Origin of the sequence: Stenotrophomonas sp. MMGLT7 (assembly GCF_021168555.1) — a bacterium.
Taxonomy (GTDB): Bacteria; Pseudomonadota; Gammaproteobacteria; order Xanthomonadales; family Xanthomonadaceae; genus MMGLT7.
The window spans coordinates 26,603-50,092 of the sequence record NZ_JAJOZS010000004.1; the positions used below are offsets into that span (position 1 = coordinate 26,603).

Here is a 23,490-nt window from a genome sequence, read left to right on the forward strand (position 1 = left end):
AAAATAGGGGGTTCAATGGCCAGCAGCTTATCGCAAGCAACTGAACAGATGACGTTGTGGGTGCTCGGACTGAACCACCAGACCGCGCCGGTGGCGCTGCGCGAGCGCGCAGCGTTCGCGGGCGAGCGCCTGCCCGCGGCGCTGACGTCGCTGCGCGCGCTGCCGCAGGTGGCCGAGGCCGCGCTGCTGTCCACCTGCAACCGCACCGAGCTGTACGCGGTGGCGGAGAATCCCGCGCCGCTGGCCGACTGGCTGGACGCCCATGCGCTGGGCCTGCGCGACTACCTGTACCAGCACCACGAGGCCGAGGCGGTGCGCCACCTGTTCCGCGTGGCCACCGGGCTGGACTCGATGGTGCTGGGCGAGCCGCAGATCCTGGGCCAGGTGAAGGACGCCTGGGCGCTGGCGCGCGAGCACGGTGCGCTCGGCCAGCGCCTGGACCGGCTGTTCCAGCAGAGCTTCTCGGTGGCCAAGCGCGCGCGCACCGACACCCACGTCGGCAACAACCCGGTCTCGGTGGCCTCCACCGCGGTGCGGCTGGCGCAGGACCTGTTCACCCGGCTGAGCGAATCGACGGTGCTGCTGGTCGGCGCCGGCGAGACGATCGAACTGGCCGCCAGGCACCTGAGCGACGGCCGCGCCAAGCGCATGCTGATCGCCAACCGCACCCTCGCCCATGCGCAGACGCTGGCCAGCCAGCACGGCGGCTACGCGCTGCCGCTGGAGGAGCTGGACCGCCACCTGGCCGAGGCCGACGTGGTGTTCTCGGCCACCGCCAGCCGCGAGCCGGTGATCAGCCGCGGCCAGGTCGACGCTGCGCTGAAGCAGCGCAAGCACAAGCCGATGCTGCTGTTCGACCTGGCGGTCCCGCGCGACATCGAGCCGAGCGTGGCACTGCTGCCCGATGCCTACCTGTACACGGTGGACGACCTGGAGCGCGCGGTCGAGGACAATCGCCGCAGCCGGCGCGAGGCCGCCGACGCGGCCGAGGCCATCATCGACCTGCAGGTCCAGCGCTACGTCGAGACGCTGCATGCCCGCGCCCACCACGCCCCGCTCAAGCGCCTGCGCGCCTACGGCGAGGCCACCCGCGAGGAAATGCTGGCACGCGCGCGCCAGCAGCTGGCGCACGGCAAGCCGGCCGAGGAAGTGCTGGAGCTGCTGGCCCATACCCTGACCAACCGGCTGCTGCACCCGCCCACCGCCGCGCTGCGCGAGGCCACGCTCAACGGCGACCTGGAACTGGCGCGCGCGGCCGAGCGGCTGTTCCCGGACAAGCCCGGCTACCGTCACACTGTGCAGCCCCATACACCTATCACGAGAGCCGATGACGCCGACCCTGCGCCGTAAGCTGGAAGCGCTGGCCGAGCGCCGCGAAGAACTCGAACGCCTGCTGTCCGACCCCGACGTCGTCGCCGACAACGCGCGCTTCCGCAATTTCTCGCGCGAGTTCGCCCAGCTCGAACCGGTCGCCACCGCGCTGGCCGAGGAGGCCCGCGCCAAGGCCGACCTGGCCGCGGCCGAGGCCATGCGCGGCGATCCCGAGCTGGGCGAGCTGGCCGAGGAGGAGATCGCCGCCGCCCAGGCGCGGCTGGCCGAACTGGAGGACCAGCTGGCGCTGCTGCTGGTGCCGCGCGACCCGCGCGACGACGGCAACCTGTTCCTGGAAGTGCGCGCCGGCACCGGCGGCGACGAGGCGGCGATCTTCGCCGGCGACCTGTTCCGCATGTACGCCCGCTACGCCGAACGCCAGGGCTGGAAGGTGGAGATCGAGTCCGACAGCCCTGGCGAGCACGGCGGCTACAAGGAGATCGTGGCGCGCATCGTCGGCCGCGGCGCCTACTCCAGGCTGAAGTTCGAGTCCGGCACCCACCGCGTGCAGCGGGTGCCGGCCACCGAGTCGCAGGGCCGCATCCACACCTCGGCGGCGACCGTGGCGATCATCCCCGAGGCCGACGACGTCGAGGACATCGAGCTCAACCCGGCCGACCTGAAGATCGACACCTTCCGCTCCTCCGGCGCCGGCGGCCAGCACGTCAACAAGACCGAATCGGCGATCCGCATCACCCACGTCCCCAGCGGGCTGGTGGTGGAGAACCAGACCGAGCGCAGCCAGCACGCCAACCGCGACAAGGCGATGAAGCGGCTCAAGGCGCAGCTGCTCGACGCCGAGCGCAGCCGGCAGGCCGCCGCCGAGGCGCAGACGCGCAAGCTGCAGGTGGGCAGCGGCGACCGCAGCCAGCGCATCCGCACCTACAACTTCCCGCAGGGCCGGATCACCGACCACCGCGTCGAGGGCCTGACCCTGTACGACCTGCCCAACGTCATCGAGGGCGACCTCGACGCGCTGATCGGCCGGCTGCAGCACGAGCACCAGGCCGACGAACTGGCGCGGCTGGCCGAGGGAACGTAGCCGTCCCTGCGCGGAGAGCGCGGCGGACTCCGGTCCGCCCCATGCCCCCACGGGCGGAGCTCGGTCCCCGCGGGGCCGTCGCCGATCGCGGCACGGCTTGACCTGGCCCGCCGCACGCGGAACCCTGCCTGGCGAACCGTCCCGCCTCCACGACACCAGCCTGCCGATGACCGAACTCGAACGCCTGCGCGGACAGGTGCAACGCCAGCCGCAGGATTTCGTCGCCTGGCTGATGCTGGCCGACGCGCAGATGGAAGCCGGCGACATCGCCGGCGCCGAGGCGGCGCTGCGGCGCGGCGGCGCGCTGCGCCCCGGCCATCCCGAGGCGCTGGCGCGGCAGGGCCGGCTGCGCTGGATGCAGGGCCGCCACGCCGAGGCGGCGCAGGCGCTGCAGCAGGCGGCGGCGTTGGCACCGCAGCATCCGGGCATCGCGCTGTGGCTGGGCCATGCGCTGGAGGACGCCGGCCAGGCCGAGGCGGCGGCGCAGGCCTACGAGCGCGCGCACGCGCTGCTGCCGCAGGAGCCCTACATCGCCGCGCAGCTGCTGAACTGGCGGCGCCGGCTGTGCGACTGGCGCGGCCTGGAAGCGCTGGCGCGGCAGGTGCGCGCGGCGGTGGCGCACGGGCAGTCGGCGGTGGAACCGTTCGCCTTCCTCGGCGAGGACGCCGGCGCGGACGAGCAGCTGGCCTGCGCGCGGCTGCGCGCGCGGGCGCTCGCGCAGGCGGTGCGGCCGCTGCCACCGGCAGCGCCGCGGACCGGCGGACCGCCGCGGCTCGGCTTCCTGTCCAACGGCTTCGGCGCGCACCCGACCGGGCTGCTGACGGTGGCGCTGTTCGAGGCGCTGCATCGACGCGGCGGCGCGGCGCTGCACCTGTTCGCGCTCAACCGCGACGACGGCAGCGACATCCGCCACCGGCTGGCCGCCGCGGCCACGCTTCATGACGTGTCCTCCCTGCCGCACCAGGCCGTCGCCACGCGCATCCGCGAGGCCGGCATCGACGTGCTGTTCGACCTGCGCGGCTGGGGCGGCGGCGGCGCGCCCGAGGTGCTGGCGATGCGCCCGGCGCCGGTGCAGGTGAACTGGCTGGCCTACCCGGGCACCTCCGGGGCGCCGTGGATCGACCACGTGCTGGGCGATGCGTTCGCGCTGCCGCCCGAGCTGGAGCCGCACTACAGCGAGCACGTGCTGCGGCTGCCGCGGGCGTTCCAGCCATCGGACTGCAGCCGCGAGGTCGGCCAGCCGCCGCCGCGCGCGGCCTGCGGCCTGCCCGAGCGCGGCGACGACGGCCGCGGCGTCGTGTTCTGCTGCTTCAACAACAGCTACAAGCTCAACCCGCGCAGCACCGCGCGCATGTTCGCGGTGCTGCGGCGGGTGCCGGGCAGCGTGCTGTGGCTGCTGTCCGGACCCGGCCGCGCCGACGAGCGGCTGCGCGCGGCGGCCGCGGCGCAGCAGGTGGCGCCGCAGCGGCTGCTGTTCATGGACAAGCTGCCGCATGCGCACTACCTGGCCCGCTACCGCCACGCCGACCTGTTCCTGGACACCAGCCCGTACAACGCCCACACCACCGCCTCGGACGCGCTGTGGGCCGGCTGCCCGGTGCTGACCGTGCCCGGCCGCACCTTCGCCTCGCGCGTGGCCGGCAGCCTCAACCACCACCTCGGCCTGGCGCGGATGAACGCCGCCGACGATGCCGCCTTCGTCGAGCAGGCGGTGCAGCTGGCCCGCGATCCGGCGGCGCTGCAGGCACTGCGCCAGGAGCTGGCCCGCCGCCGCGACGACAGCGGCCTGTTCGACATGGAAGGCTTCGCCGGCGACTTCCTCGAGCTGTGCGGGCGGCTCGTGGCCGCCCGCGGCTGAGCTCGCGGCCCGGCGCCGGCATCACGTCCTGCATCCTGCCGGGCCACTACGCTGGCGTGCAGGCATCTGCACAAGGACGCAAGACATTGAGCAAGATCGACCGCGACAGCTACCGCCAGCAGCTGCAGGCCATGCAGCTGGAACTTGCCGGCATGGCGCGCTGGCTGCAGCGCAGGAACCAGCGCGTGCTGGTGCTGTTCGAAGGCCGCGACACCGCCGGCAAGGGCGGCGCCATCCAGGCCATCGCCGAGCATCTCAACCCGCGCCAGTGCCGCAACGTGGCGCTGCCCAAACCCAACGACCGCGAGAGCACGCAGTGGTATTTCCAGCGCTACGTCGCCCACCTTCCCGCCGCCGGCGAGATCGTGCTGATGGACCGCAGCTGGTACAACCGCGCCGGCGTGGAGAAGGTGATGGGCTACTGCAGCGACGCCGAGTACCGCGCCTTCCTGCAGCAGGCGCCGTTGTTCGAGCAACTGCTGGTGAACGACGGCATCGTGCTGTTCAAGTACTGGTTGTGCGTGGACCAGGACAAGCAGGAAAAGCGCTTCGCCGAGCGCCGCGAAAACCCGCTCAAGGGCTGGAAGCTGTCGCCGGTGGACCTGCAGTCGCGCGAGAAGTACGAGGCCTACACCCAGGCCCGCGAGGCGATGCTGGAAGCCACCCATACGGCGCAGGCGCCGTGGACCCTGGTGGACTTCAACGACCAGAAGCTGGGACGGCTGACGCTGATCCGCGACCTGCTCGACCGCCTGCCCGACACCGACGACCCGCGCGCCGACCTGCTCGACCTGCCGCCACTCGAGGGCCGACTCCACAAGGAGAAATACGGCGTGCTCAAGCCGATCGCGCCCTACCGGGCGGATTGAACGAAACCGTAGTCCGGGCAGGCGAAGCGCACCTGCGGATCGCGGTGTCCCGGATGCGCTTCGCCTGCCCGGGCCACGCCGCTCCCAGCTGCCCCCGACGATCCCGGGCGCATGGACCCCGCCCGCCACTCAGCCGACGACGAACCCCGGCTCCGCCGCGCCGTCCCAGCCATGGCGCTCGACGCCGGCCACGCGCGCGGCCGGCGGCCCTTCGTGCAGCCAGGCCTCGAGCCGGTCGATCGCCTCCCCCGCGCCGGCCACGACCACCTCGACGCGGCCGTCGTCCAGGTTCAGTGCATGCCCGTGCAGTCCCAGCGCCTGCGCGCGCTCGCGGGTGTGGACGCGATAGAACACGCCCTGCACCTTGCCGCTGACCAGGAAGCGGGCGGCGGCCATCTCAGGCGACCTTGCCGCCGGCGGCCACGATCGCCTGCTCGATCTCGCTGGCGCTGACCGGGCCCAGGAACTGCTTGGCGACCTTGCCGTCGGGCGCGATCAGGTAGCTCATCGGCAGCCCGCGCGGGGTGGCGAAGTCCTTCGGCGGGGCGAAGGTGTCGAGGATGGCGATCGGATAGGCCACCGGGCGCTGCTGCAGGAACGCCTGCATGTCGGCCGGCTCGATGTCCTCGTAGGCCAGCCCGACCACCTCGACGTTCTCGCGCATGGCGTGCAGCGCCGACAGCTCGGGCATCTCCTTGAGGCACGGGGCGCACCAGGTCGCCCAGAAGTTGACCACCACCCACTTGCCGCGGTGCGCGGCCAGGTCGTAGCGGCCGCCGTCGACGGTGGGCAGGTCCAGCTGCGGGACCTCGGCGGTCTGCTGCACCACCGCCGGCTGCTGCGGCGGTTCGCCGGCATCGCGCTCCGCGGCCGGCGCGGCAGGCGGCGCCGGCGCCGCGGGCTCGGACGGGGGGCGGTTGCAACCGCTCGACACGATGGCCAGCAGCACGCCGGCGAGCAACGGCAGGGACGGTTTCATGAGGCGATTTCTCCGGGAAGTTCCTGGTAGATGGTACCCACCCGCTGTTCGAGCAGCTCGCGCAGCGGCAGGCGCAGGCGATCCAGCGCCGCGTTCACGGCCTGCCCGAGCGGATCGTCGTGGCAGGGCAGGCGCTGCCCGGAGACCGGGATGCGCAACTGGCAGCTCTCGTACAGTTCCAGCAGGCTCACGTCGGCCAGGTCGCGCGCCAGCAGCCACTCGCCGCGGTCGTCGCGCCGCGCCAGGCCGATGCGCTGCAGCTCGCACAGCAGCTGCTGGACCAGCGAATCGGTCAGCAGCGGCTCCAGCCGCTGGATGCGGTCCTCGTCCAGGCCCTGGCCGTGCGCGCGGGCCTGCTGGAAACGCCCGAGCAGCCGCAGCAGGCCGTAGATCTCGTAACCGGCCGGCAGCCGCATCGACGTGGGCTGGTAGCGGAAGGCGGCGATCGCCGACGACAGCGAGGCGCCGAACAGCACCGCCACCCAGCTCAGGTAGATCCACAGCAGCAGGATGGGCAGGATCGACAGGGTGCCGTAGATGCGCTGGTAGGACTGGAAATTGCCCAGGTACACGCCCAGCCCCCACTTCACCAGCTCCAGCAGCACCACCGCCAGCAGGCCGCCGGGAACGGCGTGGCGCCATTTCACCGTGTGGTGCGGCACCACCCGGTAGATCATCACGATGCAGACGAACTCGATCAGGATCGGCGCCAGCGTCAGCGACACGTTGGCCAGCGCCTGGCCTTCGGCGGTGCGGAACAGCGGCAGCGCGAAGATCCGCGCCGACACCGCCAGCGAGGCGGCGGCCACCATCGCCCCCAGCGTGAGCACGGTCCAGTACACCAGGAAGCGGGTCAACCGCGGCCGCGCCGAGGCCACCCGCCAGATGTGGTTGAAGGTCTGCTCGACGCTGTTGAGGGTGATCAGCAGCGACACCACCAGGGCGATCACGCCGGCGGCGGTGAGCTGCCCGGCGCCGGCCAGGAAGCGGTTGAGGTACTGCTGCGCCGCGCGCGCCGCGCCGGGCACGAAGTTGGAGAACACGTAGTCCGAGAGCTGGCTGCTCCAGCTGCCGAACATGGGGAACGCGCCGAGCACGCCGAACACCACGATCGCCAGCGGCACCAGCGCGAACACCGTGGTGTAGGCCAGCGAGCCGGCAGCCTGGAACAGGCGGTCGTCGAGGAACCGCTCCCACACGAAACGGCCGAAGCTGGCGGCGCGATGGCGGTCGCGCAGGCGGTGCAGCAGGTTTTGCGACCAGTCCGGCAGCTTCATCGGGCAAGCGTACCCGATGCGCGGTCATGCCCGCATCGCCGATACTGCCCGCTTCCAACATCCAACGGACCGGACACGATGGCGGACATCCTGGTGCTGTACTACAGCCGCGGCGGCTCGGTGGCGCGACTGGCGCGGCAGATCGCGCGCGGCGTCGGCGAGGTCGAGGGCATGCAGGCGCGGCTGCGCACGGTGCCGCCGGTGGCGCCGGTCACCCAGACCGCGATGCCGCCGGTGCCCGAGGACGGCGCCCCGTTCGTGCAGGCGCAGGACCTGGCCGAATGCGCCGGGCTGCTGCTGGGCAGCCCCACCCGCTTCGGCAACATGGCCGCGCCGCTGAAGTACTTCGTCGACACCCTGGGCGCGGACTGGGCCAGCGGCACCCTGGCCGGCAAGCCGGCGGCGGTGTTCACCTCCACCGCCTCGCTGCATGGCGGGCAGGAATCCACGCTGCTGTCGATGCAGCTGCCGCTGCTGCACCACGGCTGCCTGCTGGTGGGCATCCCGTTCACCGAGCCCGCGCTCAGCCACACCCGCAGCGGCGGCACGCCCTACGGCGCCAGCCATGTCGCCGGTGCCGGCGACGATCCCCAGCCCAGCGACGAGGAAGCGCTGCTGGCACGGGCGCTGGGGCGCCGCGTGGCCGACATCGCGCGGCGGCTGGCGGGCTGATGCCCGGGCGGGCCGCACATGCCGTGCTGGCCGTCGCGCTGGCGGCGCTGTGCGCGCTCTACGTGGCCTGGTTCCACGACGACCGCCACCGCGTCGCCGCGCTGCTGGTGTTCGCGCTGCCGCCGCTGCTGATGCTGGCGGCGGTGCTGGCCCGGCGCCCGAGCGCGCGGTTCTGGTCGGGCGTGCTGGCGCTGCTGTGGTTCAGCCACGGGGTGATGAGCGCCTGGAGCCAGCCGCAATCGGCGCGCAATGCCTGGGCCGCGATCGTGCTGGCGCTGCTGGTGGTCGCCGCGGCCAGTGCGCCGGGGCTGCAGGCGCGCTTCGGCCGCCGCCGGGAGCGGCGCTGATCCCGGGTCAGGAACGTTGAAGAAGCGCCCCGTAGGAGCGACTTCAGTCGCGATGGGGCTCTACTAGGAAGGCCTCATCGCGACTGAAGTCGCTCCTACGGGTCGCTCCTACGGGGCCGCAGCCTCGCCTCGCAGCCACTGCCGCCAGGATGCACCACTTATCATGTGCGCCTCGCGCGCGGCAGCCCGCCCGCGCGCCCTGCAACCAGGACCGAGGCAATGGAAGAACTCCTGATCGTCACCACCGGCGGCACGATCGACAAGATCTACTTCGACGACAAGTCCGACTACCAGATCGGCGATCCGCAGATCGGCACGATCCTGCGCGAGCTCGGGGTGACGCTGCGCTTCAACGTGATCCCGATCCTGCGCAAGGATTCGCTGCACATCACCGATGCCGACCGCGAACTGATCCGCGCCACCATCGCCGCGCAGCCGACCGCGCACGTGCTGGTCACCCACGGCACCGACAGCATGGTGAAGACCGCGGCGGTGCTCGGCTCGATCCCCGGCAAGACCATCGTGCTGACCGGCGCGCTGAGCCCGGCGCGGTTCCGCGGCTCGGATGCCGAGTTCAACATCGGCTGCGCGATCGGCGCGGCGCAATCGCTGCCGCCGGGCGTGTACATCGCCATGAACGGCCGCATCTGGGACCCGGCCAGGGTGCGCAAGAACGTGGCCGCCAACCGCTTCGAACCGGTGGAGTGAGGCCATGTCCAAGGCAACCCCCGCCACCCGCGCGCTGGCACAGGCCGGGATCGATTTCGAGCTGGTGGACTACGACTACGCCGGAGACGCCGACCACAAGGGCCTGCAGGCGGCGCAGGCGCTGGGCGAGCCGCCCGGGCAGGTGCTCAAGACGCTGCTGGCCTACGTCGACGGCAAGCCGGTCTGCGTGGTGGTGCCGTCCGACCACGAGATCGCGATGAAGAAGCTGGCCGCCGCCTTCCACGGCAAGTCGGCACAGATGATGCCGCCGGCCGAGGCCGAGCGCTCCAGCGGCTACCACGTCGGCGGCATCAGTCCGCTGGGCCAGCGCAAGCGCCTGCCCACGGTGGTCGAGGCCGCCGCCGCGGCGCATCCCTACGTACTGGTCAACGCCGGCCAGCGCGGGCTGCTGGCGAAGCTGGCACCGCAGGCGCTGCTCGACGCCACCGCGGCGACGCTGGCGCCGATCGTGGCCTGAGCGGCTACGCCGGCATGATGGCCGCCGGGCTCCGGCGGCGGCCGGGATCGGCGGACCCCGGCAAGCACCGGGCGCCAGCGATTCAAACCTCCTTCCCTGCGCAGCGAGAAGGCATGGGCGGATGCCGCCCTCCTCGGGCGACGTCCTCCAGGTATGGGAAGGCAGGCCGTGCCGCGCGCCGTCAGGTGCGACGCCAGCCCCTCAGCCCGAGGTCTCCTCCAGCAGCGCCTGCAGCGTGGCCCGGGTGCCGTCGCGCTCCAGCGCGCGGCGGTAGCGGTCGAACGCCGCCGCGAAGGCCGCGTCCCCGGCGACGCCGCTGGCGCGCAGCGGGGCGATGCGCAGCGCCTCGGACGCCGCGGCATGGGCCAGCTGCTGGCGGCTGCTGGCGCGCAGGTGCGGCTCGGACACCTTGAATGCCTCGCCGTTGTCGTCGCTGCCCTGCAGCACGCGGCTCCAGGCCGCCAGGAGGAACGCCGGGATGCGGCGGTCGGCGCCGCCGGCCAGCATCTGCTTGAAGGTGGCGACGAGGTATACCGGCACCTTTGACGCACTGTCGGAGGCGATGCGCGTCAGCTGGTCGTGCGTCGCCTCGTTGCGGAAGCGCTCGAGCACGGTGTCCTTGTAGTCCTGCAGGTCCACGCCGCGCGGCGCCTGCAGCAGCGGCAGCACGTCCCGGCCCAGGAAGCGCTCCAGCAGCACCGGCACGTGCTCGTCGCGCATCGCCTCGGCCACCTCGCGCAGGCCCAGCAGCAGCGACGGATAGGCCAGGGTCAGGTGGCCGGCGTTGAGCACGCGCACCTTCACCTGCTCCCACAGCTTGACCTCGTCGCTGATCTGCACGCCCACCTGCTCCAGCGCCGGACGGCCGTCGCTGAAGCGATCCTCGATCACCCACTGGGTGAACTCCTCGGCCACCAGCGGGACGCGGTCGTGCAGGCCGCTGGCCGCGTTCAGGCGCCTGGCGTCGGCGGCGGTCACCGCAGGCGTGATGCGGTCCACCAGCGAGTTGGGGAAAGCCACGTTGGCCTCGACCCAGTCGCCGAGCCCGGCATCGCGGGCGCGGGCGAACCCGACGAAGGCGGCGCGCGCCACCTCGCCGTTGTGGCGCAGGTTGTCGCACGAGACCACGGTGAACGGCTTGAGGCCGGCCGCGCGACGCCGCGCCAGCGCCTCGGCGACGAAGCCGAACACGGTGCGCGGCGCGCCCTCGCCGGCCAGGTCGTGGGCCACGTCGGGATGATCGGTGCGGAAGGCGCGCGTATGCGGGTCGACGTGGTAGCCGCCCTCGGTGATGGTCAGCGTCACGATGCGCAGTTCCGGGCTGGCCAGCAGCGCCAGCACCTGCTCGGGCTGCTCGGGGGCGAGCAGGTAGTCGAGCTGGGCGCCGATCACGCGCACGCGGCTTTCCCCATGCGGCGGCGCGATGGTGAGCGAGTACAGGCAGTCCTGGGCGCGGAACTGAGCGGCCTTGTGCCGCCCGCGCTCGCCGGCGGACAGGCCGATGCCGACGATGCCCCAGTCCTGCTGGCCGGGCAGGGCCAGGCAGCGGTCGATGTAGTAGGCCTGGTGGGCGCGATGGAAGTTGCCCACGCCGAAATGCGCGATGCCGCGCTTGAGCCGGCCGCGGTCGTAGGTCGGCGCCGCCAGTTGCGGCGGCAGCTGCGACAGCGTGCTGGCGTTGAGTTCGGTCACGGTGTCTCCTCGATGAAAGCGAACCGCCAAGGATAAACCGGACCGCGGAATGCGCCGTCACGTCCCCATGCGCGAGCACCGCATGCCCCACGCCCGGCAATGGCCGAATGAAGGCGATGACGCAGCATCCGCGCGTCGGCCTTCGGCCGCCTGCGGCCGTGCATCGCATGCCGTGTGGGGAAAAAGCCGAGCGGCGCGATGCCGCTCGACGTGGTGGCTGACGGAACACGCCATGCCATGTGCATGGCGCGATGGAGCACGGCGCGTGCCCCGCCGCGCCCGCTGCCTGCGGACGCGGCGGAGGCGCCGAATCGTCAGTAGGTCGCCACCAGGCTGACGCCGGAGAAGGTGCTGTAGGCCTTGACCCGCACGTACCAGGTCCCGGCCGCGGGCGCGTTGATGGTGCAGGTCTCGGCGTTGCCGCTCACGTACGGCCGGCAGGCGTAACTGCTGTCGGTCGGCGCGCTGCCCTGGCGCACGTACAGATCGGCATCGCCGCTGCCGCCGCTTATGCGCACCGTCAGCGAGCTCCTTCCCGCGGGCACGGCGATGGTGTAGTTCAGCGACGCACCGGTACTGGCCGCCAGGCCGGTCTTGGGCACGCCCGAGGTGAGCGTGGTACCGGTGTCGCCGCCACCGCCGCCGCCGCCACCGCCGATCGCGGCGGCCACCGCCGCCCCGGCATTGACGATGCCCGCGCCGCAGCCACCGCTGCAGCTGCCCGGCAGCGCACTGGCGGTGTTCTTCAGCAGGGTCTCGAGCGCGGCCGGCGTCAGCGGCGTGGCCGCCGCCGACTGCACCAGCGCGGCCACGCCGGCCACGTGCGGCGCCGCCATCGAGGTGCCGTTGTAGGAGGCGTAGCTGGCGCTGGCCGGCACCGTGGTACCGGTGTTGAGCGTGGACAGGATGCCCTGGCCCGGCGCGGAGACGTCGATGCCGGTGCCGTAGTTGGAGAAGCTGGCCTTGGCCCCCGCCGAGGTGGTCGCGGCCACCGCGATCACGTTTGCGCAATTGGCCGGCACCGCACTGGAGACGTTGGTGGCGCTGTTGCCGGCCGCCACCACCACGGTGGTCCCGCGCGACACCGCGCCGTTGATCGCGTTCTGGTAGGTGGCCGAGCAGCTGCCGCTGCCGCCCAGGGACATGTTGATCACCTCGGCCGGGTTGGGATTGGCCGGCACGCCGCTGACCGTGCCGCCGGAGGCCCAGACGATGGCGTCGGCGATGTCGGAGGTGTAGCCGCCGCACTTGCCGAGCACGCGCACCGGGACGATCTTGGCGTTGTAGGCGGTGCCGGCCACGCCGGTGGAATTGTTGGTGACCGCGGCGACCGTGCCGGCGACGTGGGTCCCGTGCCAGCTGGAGTCGGAGGCCGGGTAGCCGGCGCCGCACTCGTTGGCGGCATACCAGTCGCCCTCGTCGGCCGGGTTGCTGTCGCGGCCGTTGCCGTCGCGGGCCATCGCCGCATCGCTGATGAAGTCGTAGCCCGGCAGGACATTGGCGTTCAGGTCCGGGTGCGAGGTGATGCCGGTGTCGATGATCGCGACCACCACGCCGTTGCCGGTGGCCTGGTCCCACGCCGGGCGTACGTTGATGCCGGCGCTGGTGGTGCCGAAGCCCCACTGCTCGGACAGGCGCGGATCGTTCGGGGTCAGCGTCGCCCGCATCAGCTGGTCCACTTCCACGCTCGCCACCGCCGGATCGGCCGCCAGCTGGCGCATCAGGACCTCGGCTTCGGCACGGTCCAGCGGACGGTCGGCCTGCACCAGCTCGGGCCCCAGCGCCAGCCGGCGCAGCTTGTTCAGGCCCAGCGCCTTGCCGTTCCTGGCCGGCAACGCCCGCGCGGCGGACTTGAGCGAGGAGTCCAGCGCGGCGGAACTGGTGACCTGGGTACTGCCGTCGCGGTAGGTCACGATGAAGCGCTGGTGGGTGGGCGCGGAATCCAGCCCGTCCAGGAACACCTCGCCGGCGAAGGCCGGGACCGTCAGGAGCAGGGACGTCAGTGCGGAAGCGCCAATTACCATCCATGCATGCGGACGCATGCTGAGTCGATCGTCGGACATCGGATTTCCTTTTCTCTCGTTGATGGAATAGCCGTTGGGCGGCAATGACTCCGGCACGAGCTGCATCCATGCAAGGGAAGCACGCCGCGTCCGGAGCGTGTGGACGGGCCCCTGTTACCCGTCCGTTCGCCGAAGCCAGCCAGACCAATGGCACCTGACAACGGGCCGCAGGAGATTTCGGTCGCCTGCTGCCCGATCTGTGACGACAGCCGGCATTCATCGACGGCGGTCGTCCTTGTCACATAACGCAGCACGACCGAAGCCCCCTACCCCCACCTGATGCCGGCGCTCGCCCCACGGCATCGCCACGGCCAGGAACGCAAAAGGCCCCGCGCTCGCGCGCGGGGCCTTGCCGGATCGACCAATGCTGGCCAGGCCTCCTCAGCCCAGGCGCACCAGCCAGCCGTGGCGGTCGGGCAGGCGCCCGTACTGGATGTCGGTCAGTTCCTTGCGCAGGGCCATCGTCACCTCGCCGGCCGGCGCGGTGGCGTCGCCGACCGAGAAACCCTCGCCCTTGAGCTCGGCGATCGGGGTGATCACCGCGGCAGTGCCGCAGGCGAAGACCTCGGCGATCTCGCCCGAGGCCACGCCCTGCTTCCACTCGTCGATGGACACCTTGCGCTCGACCACGCTCATGCCGCGGTCGCGCGCCAGCTGCAGGATGCTGGAACGGGTGATGCCCTCCAGGATGCTGCCCGACAGCTCCGGCGTGACCAGGGTGCCGTCCTTGTGGACCAGGAATACGTTCATGCCGCCCAGTTCCTCCAGGTACCTGCCCTCGACCGGGTCCAGGAACAGCACCTGCGAGCAGCCCTGCGCGTAGGCGTCCTGCTGCGGCAGCAGCGAGGCGGCATAGTTGCCGCCGCACTTGGCCGCGCCGGTGCCGCCCTTGGCCGCGCGCGCGTAGTCGGTGGACAGCCAGATCGACACCGGCGCCACGCCCTTGGCGAAGTACGGGCCGGCGGGGCTGCCGATGACGTAGTAGCCGGCCTTCTGCGCCGCGCGCACGCCGAGGAAGGCCTCGGTGGCGATCATGAACGGACGGAAGTACAGGCTGGTCTCCGGCGCCGCCGGCACCCAGTCCGCGTCCACCGCGATCAGCTGGCGCAGCGACTCGGTGAACTCGGCCACCGGCAGCTGCGGCAGCGCCAGGCGCGCGGCCGAGCGCTGCAGGCGCGCGCCGTTGGCGTCGGGGCGGAAGGTCCAGATCGAGCCGTCGGCATGGCGGTAGGCCTTGATGCCCTCGAAGATCTCCTGGCCGTAGTGCAGCACCGAGGCTGCCGGATCGAGCGCCAGCGGCCCGTAGGGCTGTACCCGGGCGTCGTGCCAGCCGGCCTCGCGGTCCCAGTCGATGGCCACCATGTGGTCGGTGAAATGCAGGCCGAAGCCCGGCGCGGAAAGCACCAGCTCGCGCTCGGCGGCGGTCTTGGCGTGATCGGACCGGATCACCCGGTAATTCAGTGGAGCGGCAGCGACAGCGTTCATCGAACTCCTTCCAGAAGAGGTGCAGCGGATCTAGGGATCGTCGGCGGGCCGGTACGCCGGCCGGTTCACATCATTCCGGTCTCGAGCTTGGCCGATTCGGACATCATGTGCCGGCCCCAGGGCGGGTCGAACACCAGTTCGACGTCGGCCTCGGTCACGGTGGGGATCATTTCCAGCTTGGCGCGCACGTCGTCGACCAGGATCTCGCCCATGCCGCAGCCGGGCGCGGTCAGCGTCATGCGCACCGACACCTTGCGCAGGCCGTCGTCGCCATGCTCGACGTTGGCGTCGTAGATGAGCCCGAGATCGACGATGTTGAACGGGATTTCCGGGTCGAAGCAGGTGCGAAGCTGCTGCCACACCAGTCTTTCGACCTCCTCGTCGCCGGCGCCGTCCGGCAGTTCCAGCCCGGGCGGCGGCTCCTTGCCGATGGCATCGCCGTCCTTTCCGGCGATGCGGAACAGGTTGCCTTCCACGAAGACGGTATAGCTGCCGCCCAGCGCCTGGGTGATGTAGCCGTAGCTGCCGGCGGGCAGGGTCACGGTGTCGCCCTGCGGCACCATCACGGCCTCGCAATCGCGTTCGAATTGGATGGGTTCGCTGCTGCGTGAGTACATGGAGACGATATCGGGGGCGATCGGGGCGAGGGCAAGGCGGGCATTTTATCCCTCCTGCACGAAATAGACCTTATCCTGTACGTGTTCTCCAGGAATCCCCGATGTCCGCCTCCCCCGCTTCGGCCAGATCGCACCACTGGCTCTGGCCCCTGCTGCTGTTGCTGGGCGCCGTCACCATCACCGTTGCCTGGATCATGCTCGCCCTGGCCAGCGGCCGCCAGTCCGGCTGGATGGCCCTCGTGGCCGCGCTTGAATCGGCCTGGATGCTGCGCCTGGGCGGGCTGCGCCGGCGCGGCGCACGCATCGCGGTCGCCATGGCGGCCACCGCCGCGGTGGTCGTGGCGGCCAACTGGGGCATCGCCTCGGCCTACATCGGCGGCGCCATGGGCCTGGACCTGTGGAGCTCGCTGCTGAAGATGGGCCCGTACTACGCCTGGACGCTCTCGGCCCTGGCCAATACCCCGCTGGACCTGCTGTGGGTGCCGGTGGCGCTGGTCGTGGCCGCCTTCGCCGCACGCTGAACCCGGGCCCGGAATCCGCTTGCGCCGCCGCGTCAACCGCGGCGGCGGTCATGCGTTGACCATGGCATGACCGACCGGGAAGCTATGCTGTGCTGGTGAGCCCACCCACCCTGGAATCCGAGGAAACCGCCGCGACCGCCACCGCCGTGTCGCTGGAGGCGTTCCTGGCCGGCATCGGCCCGCGCGCCTTCCGCTTTGCCGAGGCTGGCCTGCGCCAGCGCGAGGACGCGCTGGACGCGGTGCAGGATGCGATGGTCAAGCTGCTGGCCTACCGCGACCGCCCGGCCGCGGAATGGACGCCGCTGTTCTGGAGCATCCTGCGCAGCCGCATCATCGACGTGCAGCGCCGGCGCGGTTTCCGCCTGCGCTTCTGGGCGCCGGCCAACGATGCCGACGACAACCCGGTGGACTGGGCCGATGGCGGCGCCGGCCCGGCCCAGCGCCACGAGCAGCAGCAGACGTATGCGCGCCTGGTGCAGGCGCTGCGCACCCTGCCCGCCCGGCAGCGCGAGGCCTTCACCCTGCGCGTGCTGGAGGAACTGGACGTGGCCACCACCGCCAAGGCGATGGGCTGCTCGGAAGGCTCGGTCAAGACCCATCTTTCGCGCGCCCGCGATGCGCTGAAGCAACAACTGGAGGAATTCCGGTGAACCGCGAACACGACGACCACGACTTCGACAACCGCCTGCGCGCCCTGCATGCCACCGCGCTGGGCGCGACATCGCCGCAGACCCTGGCGCGCCTGCGTCTGGCCCGGCAGCACGCCAGCGCGGCGGCACCGGCGCGCCACGGCCCGCGCTGGCTGCTGGCGGCCCTGCCCGCCGTGCTGGCGGTCGCCTTCGGCCTGCACCTGTCGCTGCGCCCGGCCGTCGTGCCGCCGGCGCCCGGCAACCTGCAGGCCGCGGTGGCGGCCGATGCGTTCGAAGACCCCGATGCGCTGCCGCTGGAAGAAAACCCCGATCTCTATGTCTGGCTGGGTTCCACCTCGCTGGCGATGGAATGATGCCCATGAAACCGTCCACCCTCCTGCTCTCCCTGCTGCTGGCCGCGGCCGCCGCGCCGGTGTTGGCCGCGCCGCCGGCGGCGACCGCCGCAGCCAAACGCGGATCGGCGGCGCCGGCGACGCTGCCAGAATGGGAGCAGCTCACCCCGCAACAGCGCGAGGTACTGATCGGCGCCGTGCGCGAACGCTGGGATTCCTCGCCCGAGCAGCGCGCGCGCCTGTACGAGCACGCCCGGCGCTGGCAGCAGATGACGCCCGAGCAGCGCGCGCGCGCGCGCGCCGGCATCAGCCGCTACGAGCACATGTCGCCGGAGCAGCGCAAGCGCACCCGCATCATCTTCACCAAGACCCGCGACCTGCCGCCGGAGCAGCGCAAGCAATGGTTCGAGCGCTGGCAGCAGATGACGCCCGAGCAACGCCAGCAATGGCTGCGCGAGAACGGCGGCAAGGACACCGACCGGGATTGAGCCGGCGGCGCGGGGGCGGCAGAGCACACGGCACGACCGGGCCTGTGCCGGACCGGAGCCTGTACCGGGGACCTGTAGGAGCGACTTCGGTCGCGATGGGGCCTTGCCGGTAGGGCCCCATCGCGACTGAAGTCGCTCCTACGGGACGCAACCGGGAAGCATCGCGGGGACCGGTGGCTTCAGTGCAGGGTCGTGTTGCGCGGGTCCAGGCGGTCGAGCACGCCCTGCATGGCGCTGTCGAAGGCGCCGTCGCTGGCGTGCGGGCGCAGCCGTCCCAGCCGCACCATCACCGCCAGTTCCTCGGGCGAGGCCACGCAGAAGCGCACGCCGCGGCGGTTGACGAACAGCAGGCGCGAGGAGATCGGGCTCACCCAGGACAGCTTGCCGGCCTGTACCTTGCCGTCCTTCTCGATGAAGTCCAGCCACGTGCCGACGCGCATCCTGCGGAAGCGCTCGGCGTCGCCGCTGTCGAACTCCTGGCCTTCGCCGGGGGCGGCGGCGACCTGGATCGCCGGGTTCTCCTGCGGCGGCGGCGGCAGGCCGACCTGCGGCAGTTCCGGCAGCGGCTTCTCGGCCTCCGGCCGGCGCTCGGATACCGCCTGCAGGGTGTCGTGCAGCGCATCCACCGCGGCGGACACCGCATCGCCATGCAGGCCCACGCTGGCGAAGACCTTGTGCAGGCCGGGCTGCCAGGCCTGCAGCCAGGGCTTGCCGACCACGTGGCGGCGGGCCTGGCCCAGTTCTTCCAGCACGCCGTCGGCCAGCGCCAGCGCCTCCTGCACGCCGGCGCCGTCGTCGCCTTCGCGCAGGATCGCCATGGTCAGGTGGTGCAGCCACGGCTGCCGCAGGAAGTCCTCCAGCGCCTGCGGCAGCACGGTCGTACCGACGCGGCCGTCGAGTTCGGCGGCGGCGCGGGCGCGGGCCAGTTCCAGCTTCTCCTGGCCGCGCTGGGTCTCGGCGGCGCGGCGCTCGGCGATCTCGATGCGGCGGCGGTGCTTGGCCAGGAACTCGCGGAACTCCTCCTCCAAGGTGAGGAAGATGGCCAGGTTCTCGTTGAACTCGGCCACCAGCCGGTCCACGACCTCCTCGACCTTGCCCATCAGCACGCGCTCGGCCGGGCTTTCGCCGGTGTTGCCCTCGCAGGCCTCGGCCAGCGAGTTGAGCAGGCGCCGCGCCGGATGGGTCTTCTGCACGAACATCCTGCGATCGAGCATGGCCACCTTGACGAACGGCACCACCAGCCGGCCGATCAGCTCGCGCGAGCGCCCTTCCAGGTCGCGCTCGTCGAGCATGACGTCGAACAGCATGCCGACCAGGTCGATGGCGTCCTCGTCCATCGGGTCCAGGCGCGCATTGGCCGGATCCACGCCGAGCTGGGTGGCGTTGGACAGCACCTCGCTCTTGAGCCGCTGTCCCAGCGATTCGCCCTCGTTGCCGAGCGCCGCGTTCAGCGTGGCGCTGGGGGTGGCCTGCAACAGCGACAGCACCGACAGCATCTCGCGCTGGGTCAGCGGCCGCTGCTGGTCCACCGCCACCGTCGCCGCGGCGGACGCGCTTTCGCGGGCGCTGCGGGTCTGCTGCAGCAGTTCGTGCAGGGCTTCCAGCAGCAGCCCCTGGCTGCCGCCGACGGCATCGCCGGCGGTGGCGGCGCCGGCATGGGCACCTCGCGCAGCGCCCGGCGCTTCGCCGGCGCCCTGCATCCCGCCGCGGCTTTCCGCCCAGCGGCTGACGAAGCGCTCGGCCCAGGCCGGCGCGGACTGCTCGTCCTGGCCGGCCTCGGCGGCATCCGCCGCCGGGCCGGTCGGGTCCGCTGCCTGCGACGGCGCCGGCCTTGGCGGCGGTCGCCGCGGCTGCGAGATGGCGGGCATCACCCCGGCCTGCGCCAGTCGTTCGTCCAACTGCTGGTAGAGCTTGCCGACGATGCCGAGCAGGTCGCGCTCGCACAGCTTGATCAGCACCAGCCGCACTTCCGGGGCCAGGTCGCTGGTGGCGAAGGCTTCGTGCACGGCCACGCCGATGTGCTCGGGACCGATGGGATTGTTGTCCGCGTCCAGCTCCAGGCCGCCGGCGATCCAGCCCAGGCGCCGGTCCAGCCGCGCCAGCACCTGCTTGCATTCGCGCGCCAGCACCGAGGCCAGGTTGCGCACGGCCAGCCGCGATTCCAGCTCGTGTTCGGGCACCAGCGCCAGGCCCTCGGCGGCGGTGCCGGACAGCGCCGCCTCGGCGGACGACGGGGCCCCAGCCTCCAGCGCCTTCCAGGCCGCGTCCAGGTGGGCGCGGAAGCGGCGGCCGATCTCCTCGCGCCGGCGCCGCAGCTCGCGCATGCCGTCCAGGAACAGCAGCTGCGACGCCCCGGCGGTCTCGGCACGGTCGAACAGCACGTCGTCGAAATGCGCCACCGCCCCGGCGAACCCCTGCGCAAGCACGGGCACGACGGTCTCGTACGCCTGCGCGAGCAGGCGCGGGTCGCGGCCGGACGGCCCGGGCGTGGTGGACGTGGCGGTCATGCGCAAAGGCTCCCCACCCTTGCAGGCGAAAAAGAACGAACCGAGGAAAAACAGAATACAACGGCGTGCATGCCCCCAGCGGGCATCGGCCGATGATAGGTCGCCGGCGCGGCGGACCGGTGTGACGGCATGCGCAGTCCACCGGGCGGGCGATCCGGTGCTGCCGGCGACACGGGGTCGCAGTGCGGGCATCGGCGCTTCGATCCGGTGAAGGCGACAGGTAACGCGTTGGTCATGTCATCCCAATGGAGAGATAGGCGGGCTTTCCTGGACTTCCGCATGCCGCTCCCTGGCTCGGGTGTCTGTCGCACGCGCCTATAATCCGGGGCCGTACACCAATATAGCGTGACCATGCCCAATTTCTGTTCGCTGCAGGCGCTGGACGAGCGGCGCTCGGTTCCCTCCCGTCAGCTCGGCGAGCCGGGCCCGGACGAGGCCACGCTGCTGAGGATGCTGCGCACGGCGGTGCGCGTGCCCGACCACGGCAAGCGGGTGCCGTTCCGCTTCCTGCGCATCGCCGGCGACGCCCGCCACGCCCTCGGGGCCTTGCTGGCCGAGCGCAGCCGCGCACGCGACCCGCAGGCGGCGGAGGCGGCGATCGAGAAGGACCGCCGGCGCTTCTCGCACGCCCCGCTGGTCATCGTCGTGGTCGCCCGGCTGGAACCGAGCCCCAAGGTGCCCGAACTGGAGCAGTGGCTGACCGCCGGCTGCGTCTGCTTCGGCCTGTTGCAGGCGGCGCAGGCGTGCGGCTTCGGCGCGCAGTGGCTGACCGGCTGGGCCGCCTTCGACGCGGAAGTGGCCGGGCACCTGGGACTGGCCGAGAACGAGCGCGTGGCCGGCTTCGTCCATATCGGCACCGCCTCGCTGCAGGCGCCCGAGCGCGAGCGCCCGGACGTGCGTGCGCTGCTGCGGGACTGGACGCCATGAGGCCGCCGCGCCGATGAGTCCTCCCGTCACGGCCCGGCCGACGCTGCACCTGGTCGATGCCAGCCTGTACGTATTCCGCGCCTGGCATTCGATACCCGACGAGTTCCACGACGCCCAGGGCTGGCCGACCAACGCCGTGCACGGCTTCGCCCGCTTCCTGCTGGAACTGCTCGAACGCGAACGCCCCGCGCACGTGCTGATCGCCTTCGACGAGGCGCTGGACAGCTGTTTCCGCCACGCCCTGTACCCGGCCTACAAGGGCAACCGCGAACCGGCCCCGGACGAGCTGCGGCGCCAGTTCGCGCACTGCAAGGCGTTGTGCGCGGCGCTGGGGCTGGGCGTGCTGGCGCACCACCACTACGAGGCCGACGACCTGATCGGCAGCGCGCTGCACGCGGCGCGTGCGCAAGGACTGCGCGGGGTGATCGTCTCGGCCGACAAGGACCTGTCGCAGCTGCTGGGCGAGCACGACGAGCAATGGGACTTCGCCCGCGGCCAGCGCTGGGGCGCGGCCGGGGTCAAGGCGCGCCACGGCGTGCACGCGCACCAGATCGCCGACTACCTGGCGCTGTGCGGCGACGCGATCGACAACATCCCCGGGGTGACCGGCATCGGCGCCAAGTCGGCGGCGGTGCTGCTGGCGCACTTCGGCAGCCTGGATGCGCTGCTGGCGCGCGTGGACGAGGTGCCGTTCCTGCGCCTGCGCGGCGCCGCGCAGATGGCGGTGCGGCTGCGCGAGCAGCGCGAGCACGCCCTGCTGTGGCGCCAGCTCACCACCATCGCCCTGGACGCGCCGCTGGACCTGCCGGCGCACGGCTTCGCCCGCGGCCCGGCCGATGCCGACATGCTCGCCGCACTGTGCGAGGCGCTGCGCTTCGGCCCGCTGACCCGGCGCAGGTTGCTGGAAATCTGTGATCCGGGATCCGGGATCCGGGATTCGCAGGAGCGAAGCCCCGGTCCCGCCCCGGATCCCCAGTCCCGAATCCCCAATCCCGGCTCCTACCCATGAACGACAACGACGCACAACCCCGGATCGTCTACCAAGGCAAGTTCCAGCGCATGGTGGTGCGCGGGACCTGGGAATACTCCGAGCGCACCAATCCCGGCGGGCTGGCCGCGATCATCATCGCGGTGACGCCGGAGGACAGGGTGCTGTTCGTCGAGCAGTTCCGCGTGCCGCTGCAGGCGCGCACCATCGAGATGCCGGCCGGGCTGGTGGGCGACATCCATGCCGGCGAGTCGATCGAGCAATCGGCGATCCGCGAGCTGGAGGAGGAGACCGGCTGGACCGCCGAACGCGCCGAGGTGCTGGTGGTCGGCCCGACCTCGTCGGGCGCCAGCAGCGAACGGGTGGCCATGGTCCGCGCCAGCGGCCTGCGCAAGGTCGGCCCCGGCGGCGGCGACGACAGCGAGGACATCACCGTGCACGAGATCCCGCGCACCGAGGCCGCCGCCTGGCTGGTACAGATGATCGCCAAGGGCTACCAGATGGATCCCAAGCTGTGGGCCGGGCTGTGGATGATCGAGCACGACCTGGACGGCAGCGTCCGTGGCTGATTCGCCCCCCTCCGGCACCCTGCTGGGCCCGCACGAACCGCCGGCATTCGAGGTGCTCAACGCACGCGGCCGCTCGCCGTGGCTGCTGATCGCCGACCATGCCGGGCAGCGGGTGCCGCGCTCGCTGGCGCAGCTGGGGCTGCCGCAGGCCGAGCTGGACCGGCACATCGGCTGGGACATCGGCATCGCCGGCGTCACCGCGGAGCTTGCGCGCCTGCTCGACGCCTGGGCCATCACCCAGACCTACTCGCGGCTGGTGATCGACTGCAACCGCCCGCTCGACGCCCCCAGTTCGATCCCGCCGCTCAGCGACGGCACCGAGATCGCCGGCAACCTAGGCCTGGCGCCGGCCGCGCGCCAGGCGCGGATCGACGAGATCTTCCTGCCCTACCACCGCCGCATCGCCGCCGAACTCGAACGCCGCCGCGCCGCCGGCCAGCCGACGTTGCTGGTGGCGATGCACAGCTTCACCCCGCGCATGGACGGCCGCGACCGCCCCTGGCACGCCGGCGTGCTGTACCAGCGCGACCCGCGGCTGGCGCATGCCGTGCGCGACGGCCTGCGCGCCGACCCGGCGCTGGTGGTCGGCGACAACCAGCCGTACTCGGTCAGCGACGCCACCGACTACGCCATCCCGGTGTACGGCGAGCGGCTCGGCCTGGCCCACGTGGAGCTGGAGATCCGCCAGGACCTGATCGCCGATGGCGCCGGCCAACGCGCCTGGGCGCAGCGCCTGCACGCGCTGTTCGAGCGCCTCGCCCCGCAGTTCGCCGGCTGAGCCCCCTTCATCTTTCAAGGTCGTCGAGCTGCCTGGAGGCTGCCGGCCGCAGCGCGTTGAGAGCCGCAGTACAGCGCTGTGCCTGGCAAGCCCGAGCGACGGGGACATGTCCAGACCCGACGGGCGCCGCCCATGGATGGGCGGCCTGCCGTGATCGAGCATGTTCCGACCCAGTCAGGGAGGGCGAGTCGGAAAATGCCGATAGCCCTTCAGGCGCAGGATCCTGACCTTGCAGGAAAGACGTTTTCCCTTGGTTCCGTTTCTTTTGGCGC

24 protein-coding genes are annotated in these 23,490 nt (G+C 71.9%); 16 read left to right on the forward strand and 8 right to left on the reverse strand.

The genetic code is table 11. The features are described from left to right. The first annotated feature begins 48 nt into the window (after positions 1–48). The 4 genes from hemA to ppk2 all read left to right on the forward strand — a co-directional run bounded on the left by hemA (position 49) and on the right by ppk2 (position 5,140). Positions 49–1,350 carry a glutamyl-tRNA reductase gene (gene hemA, locus LRX76_RS06860; RefSeq protein ID WP_231803429.1) on the forward strand — a complete coding sequence of 434 codons (1,302 nt, stop codon included), beginning with the start codon at positions 49–51 and terminating at the stop codon, positions 1,348–1,350. Next, entirely contained in the window at positions 1,328–2,413 is a 1,086-nt protein-coding gene (gene prfA, locus LRX76_RS06865) for a peptide chain release factor 1 (protein ID WP_231803431.1), read from the forward strand. The genes hemA and prfA overlap by 23 nt, the downstream gene beginning before the upstream one ends. 166 nt (positions 2,414–2,579) lie before the next feature. Further along, positions 2,580–4,271 carry a tetratricopeptide repeat protein gene (locus LRX76_RS06870; RefSeq protein WP_231803434.1) on the forward strand — a complete coding sequence of 564 codons (1,692 nt, stop codon included), beginning with the start codon at positions 2,580–2,582 and terminating at the stop codon, positions 4,269–4,271. A gap of 86 nt (positions 4,272–4,357) precedes the next feature. Continuing rightward, positions 4,358–5,140 (forward strand): polyphosphate kinase 2, encoded by a 783-nt coding sequence (gene ppk2 / locus LRX76_RS06875; RefSeq protein WP_231803436.1) that lies wholly within the window; start codon positions 4,358–4,360, stop codon positions 5,138–5,140. 129 nt (positions 5,141–5,269) lie between these two features. On the opposite strand, the gene LRX76_RS06880 is transcribed toward ppk2, so the two are convergent. The 3 genes from LRX76_RS06880 to LRX76_RS06890 are packed head-to-tail and all read right to left on the reverse strand — an operon-like array spanning position 5,270 to position 7,396. Further along, on the reverse strand, positions 5,270–5,536 hold the full coding sequence (locus tag LRX76_RS06880; RefSeq protein WP_231803438.1) for an acylphosphatase: 267 nt from the start codon (positions 5,534–5,536) through the stop codon (positions 5,270–5,272). A gap of 1 nt (position 5,537) precedes the next feature. Then, positions 5,538–6,119 carry a TlpA disulfide reductase family protein gene (locus tag LRX76_RS06885; RefSeq protein ID WP_231803440.1) on the reverse strand — a complete coding sequence of 194 codons (582 nt, stop codon included), beginning with the start codon at positions 6,117–6,119 and terminating at the stop codon, positions 5,538–5,540. Beyond that, complete coding sequence (locus LRX76_RS06890) at positions 6,116–7,396, reverse strand: YihY family inner membrane protein (RefSeq protein WP_231803442.1); 1,281 nt, start codon at positions 7,394–7,396, stop codon at positions 6,116–6,118. The genes LRX76_RS06885 and LRX76_RS06890 overlap by 4 nt, the downstream gene beginning before the upstream one ends. A gap of 78 nt (positions 7,397–7,474) precedes the next feature. Here LRX76_RS06890 and wrbA point away from each other — a divergent pair, with 78 nt between their 5' ends. From wrbA to ybaK, 4 genes are all read left to right on the forward strand, one after another. Continuing rightward, positions 7,475–8,068, forward strand: coding sequence for an NAD(P)H:quinone oxidoreductase (gene wrbA, locus LRX76_RS06895; protein ID WP_231803444.1), 594 nt, complete (start codon positions 7,475–7,477; stop codon positions 8,066–8,068). Next, positions 8,068–8,415: a DUF2069 domain-containing protein gene (locus LRX76_RS06900; RefSeq protein ID WP_231803446.1), complete on the forward strand. Its 348-nt coding sequence runs from the start codon at positions 8,068–8,070 to the stop codon at positions 8,413–8,415. The genes wrbA and LRX76_RS06900 overlap by 1 nt, the downstream gene beginning before the upstream one ends. A gap of 219 nt (positions 8,416–8,634) precedes the next feature. Continuing rightward, positions 8,635–9,123, forward strand: coding sequence for an asparaginase domain-containing protein (locus LRX76_RS06905; RefSeq protein ID WP_231803448.1), 489 nt, complete (start codon positions 8,635–8,637; stop codon positions 9,121–9,123). Positions 9,124–9,127: 4 nt separating this feature from the next. Then, a complete protein-coding gene (ybaK, locus tag LRX76_RS06910; RefSeq protein WP_231803450.1) occupies positions 9,128–9,601 on the forward strand; it encodes a Cys-tRNA(Pro) deacylase in 474 nt (157 codons plus the stop codon). A 201-nt stretch (positions 9,602–9,802) separates the two neighbouring features. Here the strand turns inward: ybaK and LRX76_RS06915 are convergent, their stop codons facing one another. The 4 genes from LRX76_RS06915 to sufT all read right to left on the reverse strand — a co-directional run bounded on the left by LRX76_RS06915 (position 9,803) and on the right by sufT (position 15,458). Next, positions 9,803–11,293, reverse strand: coding sequence for a mannitol dehydrogenase family protein (locus tag LRX76_RS06915; protein WP_231803452.1), 1,491 nt, complete (start codon positions 11,291–11,293; stop codon positions 9,803–9,805). A gap of 314 nt (positions 11,294–11,607) precedes the next feature. Beyond that, a complete protein-coding gene (locus LRX76_RS06920) occupies positions 11,608–13,356 on the reverse strand; it encodes a S8 family peptidase (RefSeq protein WP_231803454.1) in 1,749 nt (582 codons plus the stop codon). Positions 13,357–13,737: 381 nt separating this feature from the next. Continuing rightward, the gene (locus LRX76_RS06925) at positions 13,738–14,841 is read right to left on the reverse strand and encodes a branched-chain amino acid aminotransferase (RefSeq protein WP_231803456.1); all 1,104 of its coding nucleotides are present in this window, start codon (positions 14,839–14,841) and stop codon (positions 13,738–13,740) included. Between the two features lie 65 nt (positions 14,842–14,906). Then, complete coding sequence (gene sufT, locus LRX76_RS06930; RefSeq protein ID WP_231803458.1) at positions 14,907–15,458, reverse strand: putative Fe-S cluster assembly protein SufT; 552 nt, start codon at positions 15,456–15,458, stop codon at positions 14,907–14,909. Positions 15,459–15,559: 101 nt separating this feature from the next. On the opposite strand from sufT, the gene LRX76_RS06935 reads away from it, so the two are divergent. The 4 genes from LRX76_RS06935 (at position 15,560) to LRX76_RS06950 (ending at position 17,449) form a co-directional block, all read left to right on the forward strand. After that, positions 15,560–15,979 carry a hypothetical protein gene (locus tag LRX76_RS06935; RefSeq protein ID WP_231803460.1) on the forward strand — a complete coding sequence of 140 codons (420 nt, stop codon included), beginning with the start codon at positions 15,560–15,562 and terminating at the stop codon, positions 15,977–15,979. Positions 15,980–16,071: 92 nt separating this feature from the next. Beyond that, entirely contained in the window at positions 16,072–16,629 is a 558-nt protein-coding gene (locus tag LRX76_RS06940) for an RNA polymerase sigma factor (RefSeq protein ID WP_231803915.1), read from the forward strand. Beyond that, a complete protein-coding gene (locus LRX76_RS06945; RefSeq protein WP_231803462.1) occupies positions 16,626–16,982 on the forward strand; it encodes a hypothetical protein in 357 nt (118 codons plus the stop codon). Before LRX76_RS06940 ends, LRX76_RS06945 begins: the two co-directional genes overlap by 4 nt. A 5-nt stretch (positions 16,983–16,987) precedes the next feature. Next, positions 16,988–17,449, forward strand: a complete 462-nt coding sequence (locus tag LRX76_RS06950) for a DUF3106 domain-containing protein (RefSeq protein ID WP_231803464.1) — start codon at positions 16,988–16,990, stop codon at positions 17,447–17,449. Between the two features lie 179 nt (positions 17,450–17,628). Here the strand turns inward: LRX76_RS06950 and LRX76_RS06955 are convergent, their stop codons facing one another. Next, the gene (locus LRX76_RS06955; protein WP_231803466.1) at positions 17,629–19,956 is read right to left on the reverse strand and encodes a DUF1631 domain-containing protein; all 2,328 of its coding nucleotides are present in this window, start codon (positions 19,954–19,956) and stop codon (positions 17,629–17,631) included. A gap of 351 nt (positions 19,957–20,307) precedes the next feature. On the opposite strand from LRX76_RS06955, the gene LRX76_RS06960 reads away from it, so the two are divergent. From LRX76_RS06960 to LRX76_RS06975, 4 genes are read left to right on the forward strand one after another with little or no spacing between them, the layout of a single operon-like run. After that, on the forward strand, positions 20,308–20,883 hold the full coding sequence (locus LRX76_RS06960; protein ID WP_231803917.1) for a nitroreductase: 576 nt from the start codon (positions 20,308–20,310) through the stop codon (positions 20,881–20,883). A 13-nt stretch (positions 20,884–20,896) separates the two neighbouring features. Then, complete coding sequence (locus tag LRX76_RS06965; protein ID WP_231803468.1) at positions 20,897–21,892, forward strand: 5'-3' exonuclease H3TH domain-containing protein; 996 nt, start codon at positions 20,897–20,899, stop codon at positions 21,890–21,892. After that, on the forward strand, positions 21,889–22,440 hold the full coding sequence (locus LRX76_RS06970) for an NUDIX hydrolase (protein WP_231803470.1): 552 nt from the start codon (positions 21,889–21,891) through the stop codon (positions 22,438–22,440). The genes LRX76_RS06965 and LRX76_RS06970 overlap by 4 nt, the downstream gene beginning before the upstream one ends. After that, positions 22,433–23,218 carry an N-formylglutamate amidohydrolase gene (locus LRX76_RS06975; RefSeq protein ID WP_231803472.1) on the forward strand — a complete coding sequence of 262 codons (786 nt, stop codon included), beginning with the start codon at positions 22,433–22,435 and terminating at the stop codon, positions 23,216–23,218. Before LRX76_RS06970 ends, LRX76_RS06975 begins: the two co-directional genes overlap by 8 nt. Positions 23,219–23,490 lie beyond the last annotated feature (272 nt).

Bases quoted from the DNA above. Each gene is read 5' to 3' on its own strand.
- LRX76_RS06870 (WP_231803434.1), top strand. From the start codon at position 2,580: ATGACCGAACTCGAACGCCTGCGCGGACAGGTGCAACGCCAGCCGCAG.
- sufT (WP_231803458.1), bottom strand. From the start codon at position 15,458: ATGTACTCACGCAGCAGCGAACCCATCCAATTCGAACGCGATTGCGAG.
- wrbA (WP_231803444.1), top strand. From the start codon at position 7,475: ATGGCGGACATCCTGGTGCTGTACTACAGCCGCGGCGGCTCGGTGGCG.
- LRX76_RS06880 (WP_231803438.1), bottom strand. From the start codon at position 5,536: ATGGCCGCCGCCCGCTTCCTGGTCAGCGGCAAGGTGCAGGGCGTGTTC.
- LRX76_RS06950 (WP_231803464.1), top strand. From the start codon at position 16,988: ATGAAACCGTCCACCCTCCTGCTCTCCCTGCTGCTGGCCGCGGCCGCC.
- prfA (WP_231803431.1), top strand. From the start codon at position 1,328: ATGACGCCGACCCTGCGCCGTAAGCTGGAAGCGCTGGCCGAGCGCCGC.
- LRX76_RS06925 (WP_231803456.1), bottom strand. From the start codon at position 14,841: ATGAACGCTGTCGCTGCCGCTCCACTGAATTACCGGGTGATCCGGTCC.
- LRX76_RS06955 (WP_231803466.1), bottom strand. From the start codon at position 19,956: ATGACCGCCACGTCCACCACGCCCGGGCCGTCCGGCCGCGACCCGCGC.
- ybaK (WP_231803450.1), top strand. From the start codon at position 9,128: ATGTCCAAGGCAACCCCCGCCACCCGCGCGCTGGCACAGGCCGGGATC.
- LRX76_RS06900 (WP_231803446.1), top strand. From the start codon at position 8,068: ATGCCCGGGCGGGCCGCACATGCCGTGCTGGCCGTCGCGCTGGCGGCG.
- LRX76_RS06935 (WP_231803460.1), top strand. From the start codon at position 15,560: ATGTCCGCCTCCCCCGCTTCGGCCAGATCGCACCACTGGCTCTGGCCC.
- LRX76_RS06905 (WP_231803448.1), top strand. From the start codon at position 8,635: ATGGAAGAACTCCTGATCGTCACCACCGGCGGCACGATCGACAAGATC.
- hemA (WP_231803429.1), top strand. From the start codon at position 49: ATGACGTTGTGGGTGCTCGGACTGAACCACCAGACCGCGCCGGTGGCG.
- LRX76_RS06960 (WP_231803917.1), top strand. From the start codon at position 20,308: ATGCCCAATTTCTGTTCGCTGCAGGCGCTGGACGAGCGGCGCTCGGTT.
- LRX76_RS06920 (WP_231803454.1), bottom strand. From the start codon at position 13,356: ATGTCCGACGATCGACTCAGCATGCGTCCGCATGCATGGATGGTAATT.
- LRX76_RS06885 (WP_231803440.1), bottom strand. From the start codon at position 6,119: ATGAAACCGTCCCTGCCGTTGCTCGCCGGCGTGCTGCTGGCCATCGTG.
- LRX76_RS06965 (WP_231803468.1), top strand. From the start codon at position 20,897: ATGAGTCCTCCCGTCACGGCCCGGCCGACGCTGCACCTGGTCGATGCC.
- LRX76_RS06970 (WP_231803470.1), top strand. From the start codon at position 21,889: ATGAACGACAACGACGCACAACCCCGGATCGTCTACCAAGGCAAGTTC.
- LRX76_RS06890 (WP_231803442.1), bottom strand. From the start codon at position 7,396: ATGAAGCTGCCGGACTGGTCGCAAAACCTGCTGCACCGCCTGCGCGAC.